12 protein-coding genes are annotated in these 12,724 nt (G+C 58.9%); 6 read left to right on the forward strand and 6 right to left on the reverse strand.

Translation table 11 applies throughout. The features are described 5' to 3' along the window. Positions 1–237: 237 nt before the first annotated feature. A complete protein-coding gene (locus tag ACVHNU_RS26435) occupies positions 238–1,380 on the reverse strand; it encodes a hypothetical protein (RefSeq protein ID WP_103485306.1) in 1,143 nt (380 codons plus the stop codon). A gap of 92 nt (positions 1,381–1,472) precedes the next feature. Then, positions 1,473–1,748, reverse strand: a complete 276-nt coding sequence (locus tag ACVHNU_RS26440) for a hypothetical protein (RefSeq protein WP_473018592.1) — start codon at positions 1,746–1,748, stop codon at positions 1,473–1,475. Between the two features lie 302 nt (positions 1,749–2,050). On the opposite strand from ACVHNU_RS26440, the gene ACVHNU_RS26445 reads away from it, so the two are divergent. From ACVHNU_RS26445 to ACVHNU_RS26460, 4 genes are all read left to right on the forward strand, one after another. Then, positions 2,051–2,554: a polysaccharide deacetylase gene (locus ACVHNU_RS26445; protein ID WP_473018593.1), complete on the forward strand. Its 504-nt coding sequence runs from the start codon at positions 2,051–2,053 to the stop codon at positions 2,552–2,554. A 183-nt stretch (positions 2,555–2,737) separates the two neighbouring features. Next, positions 2,738–4,672: a RecQ family ATP-dependent DNA helicase gene (locus ACVHNU_RS26450; protein ID WP_473018594.1), complete on the forward strand. Its 1,935-nt coding sequence runs from the start codon at positions 2,738–2,740 to the stop codon at positions 4,670–4,672. Positions 4,673–4,899: 227 nt separating this feature from the next. Continuing rightward, complete coding sequence (locus ACVHNU_RS26455) at positions 4,900–6,123, forward strand: 3-hydroxyacyl-CoA dehydrogenase (RefSeq protein WP_473018595.1); 1,224 nt, start codon at positions 4,900–4,902, stop codon at positions 6,121–6,123. 30 nt (positions 6,124–6,153) lie between these two features. Continuing rightward, entirely contained in the window at positions 6,154–6,588 is a 435-nt protein-coding gene (locus tag ACVHNU_RS26460) for an acyl-CoA thioesterase (protein ID WP_473018596.1), read from the forward strand. Positions 6,589–6,689: 101 nt separating this feature from the next. Here the strand turns inward: ACVHNU_RS26460 and ACVHNU_RS26465 are convergent, their stop codons facing one another. From ACVHNU_RS26465 to fdhD, 3 genes are all read right to left on the reverse strand, one after another. Next, positions 6,690–7,151: a glycine zipper domain-containing protein gene (locus ACVHNU_RS26465; RefSeq protein ID WP_473018597.1), complete on the reverse strand. Its 462-nt coding sequence runs from the start codon at positions 7,149–7,151 to the stop codon at positions 6,690–6,692. Between the two features lie 328 nt (positions 7,152–7,479). Beyond that, complete coding sequence (locus tag ACVHNU_RS26470) at positions 7,480–9,828, reverse strand: FdhF/YdeP family oxidoreductase (RefSeq protein ID WP_473018598.1); 2,349 nt, start codon at positions 9,826–9,828, stop codon at positions 7,480–7,482. Beyond that, positions 9,825–10,664, reverse strand: coding sequence for a formate dehydrogenase accessory sulfurtransferase FdhD (gene fdhD, locus ACVHNU_RS26475; RefSeq protein WP_473018599.1), 840 nt, complete (start codon positions 10,662–10,664; stop codon positions 9,825–9,827). The genes ACVHNU_RS26470 and fdhD overlap by 4 nt, the downstream gene beginning before the upstream one ends. A 188-nt stretch (positions 10,665–10,852) precedes the next feature. On the opposite strand from fdhD, the gene lysM reads away from it, so the two are divergent. Beyond that, complete coding sequence (lysM, locus tag ACVHNU_RS26480) at positions 10,853–11,293, forward strand: peptidoglycan-binding protein LysM (protein WP_473018600.1); 441 nt, start codon at positions 10,853–10,855, stop codon at positions 11,291–11,293. Positions 11,294–11,405: 112 nt separating this feature from the next. Here the strand turns inward: lysM and yrfG are convergent, their stop codons facing one another. Continuing rightward, a complete protein-coding gene (gene yrfG, locus ACVHNU_RS26485; RefSeq protein WP_003220678.1) occupies positions 11,406–12,068 on the reverse strand; it encodes a GMP/IMP nucleotidase in 663 nt (220 codons plus the stop codon). 88 nt (positions 12,069–12,156) lie between these two features. On the opposite strand from yrfG, the gene nudE reads away from it, so the two are divergent. Further along, a complete protein-coding gene (gene nudE, locus ACVHNU_RS26490; protein WP_003220680.1) occupies positions 12,157–12,723 on the forward strand; it encodes an ADP compounds hydrolase NudE in 567 nt (188 codons plus the stop codon). Position 12,724: the final 1 nt, after the last annotated feature.

Here is a 12,724-nt window from a genome sequence, read left to right on the forward strand (position 1 = left end):
ACCCGTAGGTGTCCCAAACACAGCCACCATAAAACTGCAGGCAATTGAGTGCCGGCAGCATACAGCGGACGCGTATGCACGATCCATTCAGGTGACCAAGCCCGAGCCGCTGATTTGCCAGCGACAGTCACGACTATAGATAGGTGCCCTCAAGCCGCGATAGGCGACAAAGAGTCTTGGCCTGTAGGAACGGGATGAAGATCTCATCGGACGTTCCTACCGGTCTTTCTTCGTTTTTCAACGTAAATGCTGATACGCCGAAATATCCAGCAAGCTGGTTGCCAGGCCGGTCGCCGGCTTGTAGATCTCGCCCTTCACGCTGGTGAACGGTACACCTTTACTGCCCAGCGAAACGTAGCGTTCGCCTTGATCCAGCTCGGTGAAGTAGGTGTAGGAAAGTTTGTGCATCAATTTGTATTTGGCTTCATCGCGTGCGATGCCGTTGGTGAGGTTTTCCAGATCGGCCTGGGTCAGATTCAACGTTTTTTGCAGTCGTACGCCCCAGCGTTTGAGGCAGGTTTCAGCGAGGTGGCGCACGATGCGTCCGGGCTCGGACAGCGCTTTCAGATCGCTGGCGCCGGTCGGGACGCCGCCGCTGCTGGTGGCATTGCCGGCCATGGTGGCGTGGCGGCCAGCCATAGGATAGATGTAGGTTTTAGTGCCGGTAGCGGTCTGTGGGATGACGCAGCTGAAACCTTTGGAGCGTTCGTCACGAGCATAGAACGCTACATACTCTTTGACATTGCCCGCGAGTTTGACGCGCTCTTCCTGAAAGTTACCAATGCCTGGCACGGGATCAAGCGCAAAGATATTGACCGGGATGTTTTTCAGCAGACTGTCCTTGAACATTGCATTGGCCAACATATGGCAACTGATGCCGCCTCGGCTCCAACCGACGAGATTGACTTGAGTAGGAATAACACCATCCTTGCGGTGGGTTTTGATGATTCCTTCCTGTAATTGCTGCTGGGTAATGCTGCGATTACCGTAATTATATTTGCGCCAAAACCACGAACCCTCGGCTTTTACATCTTCAATCGGAATGCCGGCAGCCTTCAGGCGATTGTATTCGGCTTCAGTCAGTTGCTCGCGTTGCCAGTCGCACTTGCCCTTGATGATATTGAGCGCGTGCAACACGTTTTCTTCCCAGCCCTTGCCGAACAAGGTGCCGCTCATGCCGTATTCCTTGGTCTTGGTGAATAGATCGTCGGCCTGCATGTTGCCGCTGCCGGGGCCATCGACCACGATCCACTCGGCAAACTCGTAACCCGTATGATTGGCAGCCAAGGTGGAAATCAGTTCGCCGTTCCAGAAGTTTTCGTGGGCGACGTCGAATTTATTGGAGCCAGTGCCGCAAAAAAAGATAGTTAAAACAGTCATTGTGTTGCTCTCGGTGAAAGTAAGAGTCAACAACTTAGTTCTATTTTGGTTGTTTATTAAAGCATTCTGTTGTTTCTGGATTTTAGTTGTTTTCAGTGTGGGTCTGGTTGTTGGGGTTTATGTTTTGCTACTTCGAGCAAGTCACAGCCATCCTGCACTAATAAATAAAGAGCATTGACGATGTTAGGTATATCTTTCACGTCGGCCTGTTTGAAACATAAACAGTAAAGGGTTTCCAGCAGATCGCTGGCGGCACGCAGTCGCTGGTCAGCGGCATCAAGCAGATCGCGATGGTTGGAGTGAGTATCGATGACCAATACGGGATTTTCGTTGTAGCAAGTCTTCAACGGGCGATAGCGGGTAATCATGGTCAGGCTTGTCCTTTACAAAGGCACTTGGGCGGGGCTGATTCAGTGGTCAGTCGCGCCGGCCACTATAGAAGTGCGTGGCGAGCACTCACAAGAGCGCCGCGATGGACAGAGTTCGTAGGGGTTTTTCCGAGGATCGGGCATATGCCCTACAAGGTTTTGCGGCTTTTTCGAGGTGAAACCCCTAGCGCTGAAATTTCCCACAGGATTCACAGGCGTTTCTTGGCAAACGTCTGTATGGTGCGCGCCAGAATCTGTAGGGCGTTTCCAAGCGTCCGATACGCACTTAAAGGGAATTAGGTATGCAGTGGCTACGTTTGGCCTCGATTTTATTGCTGTGGGCCAGTGGTTGCCGTTTGGCCCTGGCGTCGGACGTCGGTAACGGCTGGATGTTTGCCGACCTTGAACGCACCGGTTGGCCCGATGCGCTCTCCAGCCAAACCAGTATCGATACCGCCTCGCGTGCCGAGGTGTTGATGTTCGGGAAAGCCCTGCTCGCCAGCGAAGCGCTGGACGAGGCAGGGCTTGAGCAGCGGCTGGGAGTGCCGCATGTGCAGCTCAAGTCGATCGGACCGGTGCGTGATGGGTGGTGGGAGCGTTTGCTGAGTACCTATCGCAACGCCAGCCAGGACTGTGACGGACAGCCATTCTGCCCGCGCGTGCGCAGTGTCGCGGAACTGCGGCAGTTGGCGGCGGCCTTCACGGGTGACATCAGCCCGGCTCATGCGTTGTGGGCAAGCAAGAGCCAGGGCGTGCATGAGCAGATGTTGAACGAGCAACTGCGAGTGGCGGTTTTGCGGCCCTGAATGGTTTGTTTTGGTGTTGTTCGGCAGCGCCTCTTCGCGAACGGGTTCGCTCCCACAGGGGACCGAGGTGTTTGCGCCATTGGCTGTATCATCCCGTATTGAATTGACCCCCGGCCTTTTCTCGACGCGCTGCGATCGCCCGCTAGGCTGTTGGCATCACAGCGGTCAACGGAGTGACAGCGCATGCACAACACCCTGGAACAGGTTTTCGGTTATCCACAGTTTCGACCCGGGCAGGAAGCCGCGATCAGCGCGGTACTGGCCGGGCGCTCGGCGGCAGCGATTTTCCCCACCGGGTCTGGCAAGTCGCTGTGCTATCAAGTACCGGCACTGTTGCTGCCACATCTGACCCTGGTGGTCTCGCCACTGTTGGCGTTGATGCAGGATCAACTGGCATTCCTCAAGCGCCACGGCATCAGTGCCGGCAGCATCGATTCGGCACAAAGCCGCGATGACGCCAATGATGTGATGGCCCGCGCCCGTTCGGGTGAATTGAAGATCCTGATGATCTCGGTGGAGCGCCTGAAGAACGAGCGTTTTCGCAATTTTTTGCAGCAGGTGCCGATCTCTCTGCTGGTGATTGACGAGGCGCACTGCATCTCGGAATGGGGCCACAACTTCCGCCCCGACTACCTGAAACTGCCGGACTATCAACGCCAGTTCAAAATCCCGCAAACGCTGCTGCTGACCGCCACGGCGACGCCGAAGGTCATCGCCGACATGCAGACCAAATTCGCCATCGCCGAAGCGGATGTTGTGACCACCGGTTTCTACCGACCCAATCTCAATCTGCTGGTGGAGCCGGTGCGCGGCCAAGACAAACGCCGACGTCTGGTGGCGTGGATGAGCGAGCGTCCGGGCCAGCCGAGCATCGTCTACGTCACGTTGCAGAAAACCGCCGAGCACATCGCTGAACATCTGGGGCGCAACGGCATACAGGCCGAGGCTTATCACGCCGGGTTGCCCAACGATCAGCGCGAGGCGATTCAGAAGCGCTTCATGGCCGGGCAGTCCAATTGCATTGTCGCGACCATTGCGTTCGGCATGGGTATCGACAAGAGCGACATCCGCAATGTAGTGCATTTCGACCTGCCGAAATCCATCGAGAACTACAGTCAGGAAATCGGTCGCGCCGGGCGTGACGGGCAGCCCTCGGACTGCCTGGTACTGGCCAATCGCGACAGCCTCAACGTGCTGGAAAACTTCGTCTACGGCGATACCCCGGAGCGCGAGGGGATTCGTTGTGTGCTGGAGGAAATGCAGGCTGCCGCACCTGAAGGGCAGTGGGAATTTCTGCTCGGGCCGTTGGCGGATCAGAGCAACATTCGCACGCTGCCGCTGAAGACGTTGTTGGTGCAAATGGAACTGCGCGGCCTGATTGCTCCGCGATATGCCTATTACGCCGAGTACCGTTTCAAATACCTGCTGGAGCCGGAAGCGTTGCTTGAGCGTTTCGAAGGAGAGCGCAGGGATTTTGTCGCGGCCATCATCCAGACCTCCAGCCGTGCACGCACCTGGGCGACGGTGAATTTCGAGGCGATGTACACGCAGTATTCAGCTGAGCGCAATCGGGTGGTGAAGGCGCTGGATTATTTTCAGGAGAAGGGCTGGGTCGAGCTTGAAAGCAAGCAGATGACCGAGGTCTACAACGTGCTGCACAGTGATTTCGACAGCGCTGTATTAAGCGCTGAGTTGCATGCCTGTTTCACCCGGCATGAGCAGACTGAGATCGCGCGGATTCACGCCATGCTCGAACTGTTCGGCACTGAGCGCTGCCTGGGTTATCGCCTGGCCGAATACTTCGGCGACCACAACGCACCCGAGCGCTGCGGGCACTGTTCGGTGTGCCACGGTGATGTCGCACGGCTTCCGGCCCCTCCCGAGTTGCCAGCGCTTGTGGATAAAAACTTCGCAGCGCTGTGCGGTGATTTTATCCACAGGCACGAACAGCACACCGGTAGTGTGCCGACGGCGGAGCGCCTGACGCGGTTTCTGTGCGGGATCAGTGTGCCGTTGTTTACCAGGTTAAAGGCGCGAACGATCTCGGGGTATGGGGCGCTGGAGGAGTATCCGTACGCCGAGGTTCGCGGTTGGGCTGACAATCATCTGCCCGAGTAAGTACAAACCCTGTGGGAGCGGGCTTGCTCGCGAAGGCGTCATGTCAGTTGAAATATCCATGCATGACACTCCGTTTTCGCGAGCAAGCCCGCTCCCACAGGGGGAGTGCGGTGCCCTGACAGCCTCATCCATGCGCTGAATGTCGCTCATCACGGTAATAAACTTCAAAAATGCCCGGTGCCTGACTATGGTGAAGGCTGTCTTCGGATCGCCAACAAGAGAACAACATGAGCCAGACATCGTTCGATATTCAGCAAGCTGCCGTGATCGGCGCGGGCACCATGGGCCGTGGCATCGTCATGTGCCTGGCGAATGCCGGCATTGCCGTGCAGTGGGTTGATAACAATCCACAGATGCTTGAACAGGCGTTGGGCACGGTGGCCGACACTTATGCTCACAACGTGCGCCAGGGCCGGATTGATCAGGCCGAAGCGGATGCGCGGATCGGCCGAGTTCGTGCAGCGGCGGATTATGCGGCGATCCGTAATGTCGATCTGGTGATTGAAGCGGTGTACGAAAATCTTGAGCTCAAGCAGAAGATCTTTCGTGAACTGGACAGCGTGCTCAAGCCTGCGGCGTTGTTGGCGAGCAACACATCGGCGCTGGATATCGACGCGATTGCCGCTGTAACAAAGCGTCCGTCGCAAGTACTCGGCCTGCATTTCTTCAGCCCGGCGCACATCATGAAGCTGCTGGAAATCGTTCGCGGGGCGCAGACTTCTCCGGCCGTGCTGGAAGCGGCACTGGCGCTCGGCAAACGTATGGGCAAGGTCAGTGTGATATCGGGTAATTGCCACGGGTTTATCGGCAATCGCATGTTGCATCCGTACGTGTTGGAGGCGCGCAAGATGCTGCTCGAAGGCGCTTATCCACAGCAGGTCGATGCGGCGTTGCAGGGCTTCGGTTTCGCGATGGGGCCGTTCCGCATGTACGACGTGGTCGGCATTGATCTGGAATGGCGTGCGCGCGAATTGGCCGGCAAGGGCCAGGATGCGCCGGAGGTTCAGGTCGACAACCGCTTGTGCGAGTTGGGCCGCTTCGGGCAGAAATCCGGCAACGGTTATTACCATTATGAGCCGGGCAGTCGTCAGGCCGAACATGATCCCGAGGTCGATGCGCTGATATTGAGCGTCAGCGAAGGCCTCGGCTTTCAGCGCCGGGAGATTGGGTCCGAGGAAATCCTTGAGCGGTGTCTTCTGGCGCTGGTCAACGAGGGTGCGAAAATTCTGCAGGAAGGTATTGCCGGATCGGCGCATGACATCGATCTGGTGTACCTCAATGGCTATGGCTTCCCGGCGGACAGAGGCGGCCCGATGGCCTGGGCGGACGATCAGGGGCTGGCAGACATTCACAAGCGCTTGCTGGCGCTGGAGACGCGACAGGGCGATCAATGGCGGCCGGCGCCACTGATTGGCGAGTTGGCGGCGCGAGGGAAAGGTTTTTACCTTTAGACTGGGCAGAAACTCAAGGAATCGACACCGATGTCCAGCACCATGCCGCAACGCACCGATTACCCGCATTTCCAGCCGATCACCACCCGCTGGCACGACAACGATGCTTATGGACACATCAACAACGTTACCTACTACAGCTTTTTCGATACCGCGGTGAACACTTACTTGATTCAGGTCGGTGGCCTGGATATCCACGATGGCGAGGTAGTGGGGTTCGTCGTGAGTTCATCTTGCGATTATTTCGCCTCGATCGCGTTCCCGGATCAGATCGAGGTCGGTCTGCGGCTCGGCAAGCTGGGCAACAGTTCGGTGCAATATGAACTGGCGGTGTTCAAGGCTGGCGAAAGCGAGGCGTGTGCGGCGGGACGTTTCGTCCATGTGTTTGTGGATCGGGCGACCAATCAACCGGTGCCGATTCCCGGCCAGTTGCGCCAGGCGCTGGAACGTTTGCTGGTTTGCTAAACGCAAAAGAGATCGCAGCCTGCGGCAGCTCCTACAGGGTTCGACTGTAGGAACTGCCGCAGGCTGCGATCTTTTGATCCGTTGCCCGCAAGGCTTGGCAATCAGCGGTGGTTGTAATACCGATGATGCTTGCGATGGCCGTAGGCATGGCCGCGACCGCGGTGGTCGTCGCGACCACGATCGTAACGACGATCGTCTTCATTGCTCTTGTTGCCCATGTAATTGCCCAGCGCGCCACCGGCACCGCCACCTGCTGCGGCGCCGATCAGGCTGCCCGTGGTGCCGCCCATGCTGCGACCAACCACGTTACCGCCGGCTGCGCCCAACGCACCGCCAATGGCCGCTTCGCCACGGCTGTGTTTGTTGGCGCCGACCGCGCTACCACCCGCGCCGCCCAGGGCTGCGCCAATGGTTGAACCTGTGCTGCCGCCTAAAGACTGACCGACGACCGAGCCAAGAACCCCGCCCAATGCGCCGCCCACACCTGCTTCGGTGGTGCCTCCAGCAGATGCAAAACCACTGACCAGGCCAAGGGACAACAAGAGAATCGAGGAGAACTTCATAGAGGAGCCTCAAAGGGATGACGGCGCGATCCTGAAGTGGTGTAACAAGGCTGACAATCGAATTCCGACGAATAACACGACTTGTATACAATTCTGCAAGTTACTGTTTTTTATGCGGAACTTAAGCGATTTTTGCCGGTCTTTAGCTACTTCGGACAGGCCGCTTTTGTGAAAAAGCGGCCTTTTTTGTGGGCGTTTGAAAGGTGCAGGGTACAAAGGATTTTGTTGAATGAGCCACCGCCTTCGCGAGCAAGCCCGCTCCCACATTGAAATGCATTTCAAATGTGGGAGCGGGCTTGCTCGCGAAGGGGTCAGTCCAGGCACCGCATTACGCGGACTTGGCCATGATCAGCCCAGTCTCACTCGCCGCTTCAAGGCGAATCGCAATGAACTTCGATGTCGGCGTATGGCTGCCATCCCCGGTGCTTTCCAGCGGCACCAGCGGATTCACTTCCGGGTAGTAAGCCGCTGCCTGACCCGCCGGAATATCAAACGCCAGCAAGGTAAAACCCTTCACCCGACGCTCACGGCCATCGTCCCAGATCGACACGATGTCGGCCTTCTGTCCCGGGCGGAAGCCCAGACGAATGATGTCGGCCTCGTTGGCGAACAACACATCGCGCTGGCCCTTGACCCCGCGATAACGGTCGTCGAGGCCATAGATCGTGGTGTTGTACTGATCGTGGGAGCGCATCGATTGCAGGATCAGGTCTGGCAGTTGTCCGGTGGCGCGGGTGCGTTCATGCACCAGATCTTTCGGCAACAGGTTCGCGCGGAAATTGGCCCGGCCCGACGGGGTGTTCCACTTGCGCGCGCCAGCGCTGTTGCCGAGGTAGAAACCGCCCGGGTTCTTGACCTTCTCGTTGAAGTCCTTGAAGCCCGGAATGGTATCGGCGATCAGGTCGCGGATACGCCGGTAATCGGCCACCAGCCAGTTCCAGTCCACCGGTTTGCTGCCCAGCGTGGCGGCGGCGATGCCGGCGATGATCGCCGGTTCCGAGCGCATCTGGTTCGACAGCGGCTGCAACTGGCCGTTGGACGCGTGAACCATGCTGAACGAGTCTTCCACGGTGACCGCTTGCGGGCCTTCGCTCTGGATATCGATGTCGGTGCGGCCCAGGCACGGCAGGATCAGTGCATCTTTACCGTGGGCCAGGTGGCTGCGGTTGAGCTTGGTGCTGATCTGCACGGTCAGGTCGCAATTGCTCAGCGCCGCGAAGGTGCGCGGGCTGTCCGGCGTGGCCTGGGCAAAGTTGCCGCCCAGACCGATGAAGACCTTGGCGCGGCCTTCGGCCATCGCATGGATCGCCTCGACCACGTTGTGCCCGTTTTCGCGCGGCACCTTGAACTGGAAGCGCCGCTCAAGGGAATCGAGGAACGCCACCGGCGGACGCTCGTTGATGCCCATGGTGCGGTCGCCCTGCACGTTACTGTGACCGCGCACCGGACATAGGCCGGCGCCCGGCTTGCCGACGTTGCCACGCAGCAACATCAGGTTGGCGATTTCCTGGATGGTCGGCACCGAATGGCGATGCTGAGTGATACCCATCGCCCAGCACATGATCACGTTCTTGCCTTTGGCGTACATGCGCGCCGCTTGCTCGATCTCCACCAGAGTCAGTCCGGACTGCGCGACGATCTGCTCCCACGGCGTGTCATCGACCACGCCCAGATACTCCAGCACGTTGGCGCTGTGCGCATTGAGGAAGTCATGATCGAACACTGCCGGCGTACCGGCCTTCTGCGCATCGCGTTCCCACTGCAGGAGGAACTTGGCCATGCCGCGCAGCACCGCCATGTCGCCGCCCAATGCCGGACGGAAATACGCGGTGTTGGTCGGCTTGTCGCCGTTGGTGAGCATTTCGATCGGGTGCTGCGGGTGCTGGAAGCGTTCCAGACCACGCTCCTTGAGCGGGTTGATGCACACCACTTGCGCGCCGCGCTTCACCGCTTCACGCAGCGGTTCGAGCATCCGTGGGTGGTTGGTGCCGGGGTTCTGGCCCCAGACGAAAATCGCGTCGGCGTGTTCGAAGTCGTCGAAGGTCACGGTGCCTTTGCCGACGCCAACACTCTGTGCCAACGCCACACCGCTGGCCTCGTGGCACATGTTCGAGCAGTCCGGGAAGTTGTTGGTGCCGTAGGCGCGCACGAACAGCTGATAGAGATACGCGGCTTCGTTGCTGGCACGGCCCGAGGTGTAGAACTCGGCCTGGTCGGGGCTCGACAGTGCTTGCAGGTGTTTGCCGATCAGGGCATAGGCATCGTCCCAGGCGATCGGTTTGTAACGATCGGTCTCGACGTCGTAGACCATCGGCTCGGTCAGGCGACCCTGATATTCGAGCCAGTAATCGCTCTGCTCCAGCAACGAGGTCACGCTGTGTTTGGCGAAGAACTTGCTGTCCACCCGGCGCTTGGTCGCTTCCCAGTTCACCGCTTTGGCGCCGTTCTCGCAGAACTTGACCATGCCGCTTTCCGGCGAGTCGCCCCAGGCGCAACCCGGGCAGTCGAAGCCGCCGTTCTGGTTGGTCTTGAGCATCATGCGCAGGTTTTTCAACGCGTTGTCGCTGGTCAACCAGGCTTGGGCCACGCTGATCAACGCACCCCAGCCGCCGGCTGCACCTTTGTAAGGTTTGTAGCGCGGGACAGGTTTCTGGTCGGCTTGATGATGTTGGCTCACGCTTGATTCTCCATCGCTGGGCTGTAGACCCGCGGCGCATTCTTCTGCGGCAGGTGGATGAGATTGAGGTTGTGGCGACGGGCCCATTGCACGGCAAGGCCCGTGGGCGCGGACAGGCTGACCAGAGTCTGGATGCCGGCGCGTAAAACTTTCTGGATCAATTCGAGACTGCAACGGCTGGTGACAATCGCCAGACCGCCTTCTGTGGAAATCTTCTGGCGGATCAGCCCGCCGATCAGTTTGTCGAGGGCGTTGTGCCGGCCGATGTCTTCACGGCCCAGCAACAGTTCACCACTGGCGTTCATGAACACCGCCGCGTGTACCGCGCCACAATGCTGGCCGAGGGGCTGGAACGCCCCGATGCGCTGGCGCAGACCGTCGAGCCACACGGCTGGCGGCAGCGGTGCGCCGGACAGAACTTGCAGATCGGGCAACGCTTGCTCGACGGCTTCAACGCCACACAGGCCGCAGCCGCTGGTGCCGGCCAGTTGTCGGCGCTGTTGCTTGAGGTTCCAGAACGCGCGGTTGGCGATGGTCACTTGCGCGTATTGCGCCGAGCCGGCGCCGGTCAGTTGCAGGTCATAAATGTCGCTGGCGTCTTCGATGATGCCGCTGCCGAGGCTGAAACCGACGATGAAATCTTCCAGATCCGTCGGCGTCACCAGCATCACCGCCTGACTGATGCCGTTGTAGGCGATCGCCAACGCAACTTCCTCGGCGAGCGCGGTGCTGGCCGATTCCACAAGGGGCAGATCGCTGTAGCTGTAGGTCTGGCTGGCGGCGGGCGCGGGCGTTTCGAGTGCAGGCGCCGCGCAAGTTGGGCGCTTGGCGTTCATGGCATCACCGACGGATTGATCAACGCTAAGACTAGGCGCGGCAACTTGTCGCGTCTAATCGGTACTGTCGATCTATTGATAGATGGCGTCGATCAAGCGGCTGTCGGGTCATTGGTCGGCCTGGAACCGGGCTGGTCTTGTGTGGTCTAGGCTTGGACGTCTGGAACCCAAATCAAGGAGTGTGCGCTATGAGTCTGTTGAGCTTTGTGAAAGAGGCCGGTGAAAAGCTGATCGACCTGCTGACCCCGGGCAATGCCAATGCCAGCGAGCAGTTGAAGGAACATATCGACAAGGTCGGTCTGGGCGATCCAAATGTTCAGGCGACGGTGGATGGCGACAAGGTCACGGTTAAGGGTGAAGTCGCGAGTCAGGAGGAGAAAGAAAAAATTCTTCTGGCTCTGGGCAATATTGCCGGGGTTGGCAGTGTTGATGACCAGATTACCGTTACGGGGCCGGTAGTGGTGGCAGCGGAATTTGTCGAGGTGAAGGCAGGTGACACGCTCAGTGCGATCTCCCTGCGGGTTTACGGCAACGCCAACCAGTACCAGAAAATCTTCGACGCCAACAAACCGATGCTCAAGGATGTGAACAAGATTTATCCAGGGCAGAAGCTCCGTATTCCGAAGTAATAACCACGCTGTGGCGAGGGAGCTTGCTCCCGTTCGGCTGCGCAGCAGTCGTGAACATTTGGGGCCGCTTCGCGGCCCATCGGGAGCAAGCTCCCTCGCCACAGTGGTTTTGCTAGAGTCCCCGAATCAAATCGCGGTAGTCCTCGACCGCCGCAAACTCGGCCGTGTCCTTCGGTCCCTTGCGGCTGTCCGGCTCTTTCACCGCCAGCAGATGCGCGACACCGAAATCCCGTGCACTACGCAGGATCGGCAAGGTGTCATCGATGAACAGACTGCGCGCCGGATCAAAAGCGATATCCGCCTGCAAGGCATCCCAGAACTGCGGGTTCTCCTTGGGGAAACCGTAATCGTGGGAGCTGATCAGCCGTTCGAAATACGGCGCCAGTTCGATCCGTTCCAGTTTCAGCGACAGCGAGTCCCGGTGGGCGTTGGTGATCATGATCACCCGCTTGCCGGCCTGTTTTAGCGCGTGCAGAAAGGTATCGGCATCCGGGCGCAGCGCGATCAGGTGCGCGGTTTCCAGTTTCAGTTCACGCACCGAGAGCTTGAGTTCGGCACTCCAGAAATCCAGGCAGTACCACTGCAGTTGCCCGGCATGGCGCTCGAACAGCGGCTGCAGTTCCATGTCGGCCATGGCCCGGCTCACACCGTGCAATTCGGCGTAGCGTTGCGGCAGGTGTTCCAGCCAGAAATGGTTGTCGAAGTGCAGATCCAGCAGCGTACCGTCCATGTCCAGCAGGACGGTATCGATGTCAGACCACGGTAAAGAAGGCATGGCAACGTCTCGAGCGGTAGAAAGATATCCGACACAAACAATCGGGAAAGCCGCGTTATAGTAGCGCGTTCACGCCAAGGAGCTTTGCATGCGCCAGAAACCCACTGTACTCGCCCGCGAGATCGTCGCCACCAGTCGCCTGTTCTGCGTCGAAGAACTGAAGCTGCGTTTTTCCAATGGCGTGGAACGCACTTACGAGCGTCTGGTCGGCAAAGGCGCGGGCTATGGCGCGGTGATGATTGTGGCAATGCTCGATAGCGAACACGCGGTGCTGGTCGAGGAATACTGCGGCGGCACTGACGAGTACGAACTGTCCCTGCCCAAAGGCCTGATCGAGCCGGGCGAGGATGTGCTGGCAGCCGCTGAGCGCGAGCTCAAGGAAGAGGCCGGTTACGGCGCGCGCCAGCTGGAACATCTGACCGAGTTGTCACTGTCGCCCGGTTACATGAGCCAGAAGATTCAGGTGGTGCTGGCCACCGACCTTTACGAGGAGCGTCTGGAGGGCGACGAACCCGAGCCGATGCGTGTCGACAAGGTCAACCTGAGTGAACTGGCGGCGCTGGCGCAGAACCCGCAATTTACCGAAGGCCGTGCCTTGGCGGCGTTGTATCTGGCGCGTGATCTGCTGACGCAGCGCGGGTTTTTTCAGTCATGAG

The sequence above is a fragment of the Pseudomonas sp. Ors-4-3C genome (genome assembly GCF_055755035.1).

What these genes read in the sequence shown, in the direction of transcription:
- ACVHNU_RS26450 (WP_473018594.1), top strand. Translation starts at nt 2,738, where the DNA reads ATGCACAACACCCTGGAACAGGTTTTCGGTTATCCACAGTTTCGACCC.
- ACVHNU_RS26465 (WP_473018597.1), bottom strand. Translation starts at nt 7,151, where the DNA reads ATGAAGTTCTCCTCGATTCTCTTGTTGTCCCTTGGCCTGGTCAGTGGT.
- ACVHNU_RS26460 (WP_473018596.1), top strand. Translation starts at nt 6,154, where the DNA reads ATGTCCAGCACCATGCCGCAACGCACCGATTACCCGCATTTCCAGCCG.
- ACVHNU_RS26445 (WP_473018593.1), top strand. Translation starts at nt 2,051, where the DNA reads ATGCAGTGGCTACGTTTGGCCTCGATTTTATTGCTGTGGGCCAGTGGT.
- ACVHNU_RS26435 (WP_103485306.1), bottom strand. Translation starts at nt 1,380, where the DNA reads ATGACTGTTTTAACTATCTTTTTTTGCGGCACTGGCTCCAATAAATTC.
- yrfG (WP_003220678.1), bottom strand. Translation starts at nt 12,068, where the DNA reads ATGCCTTCTTTACCGTGGTCTGACATCGATACCGTCCTGCTGGACATG.
- nudE (WP_003220680.1), top strand. Translation starts at nt 12,157, where the DNA reads ATGCGCCAGAAACCCACTGTACTCGCCCGCGAGATCGTCGCCACCAGT.
- ACVHNU_RS26440 (WP_473018592.1), bottom strand. Translation starts at nt 1,748, where the DNA reads ATGATTACCCGCTATCGCCCGTTGAAGACTTGCTACAACGAAAATCCC.
- ACVHNU_RS26455 (WP_473018595.1), top strand. Translation starts at nt 4,900, where the DNA reads ATGAGCCAGACATCGTTCGATATTCAGCAAGCTGCCGTGATCGGCGCG.
- lysM (WP_473018600.1), top strand. Translation starts at nt 10,853, where the DNA reads ATGAGTCTGTTGAGCTTTGTGAAAGAGGCCGGTGAAAAGCTGATCGAC.
- fdhD (WP_473018599.1), bottom strand. Translation starts at nt 10,664, where the DNA reads ATGAACGCCAAGCGCCCAACTTGCGCGGCGCCTGCACTCGAAACGCCC.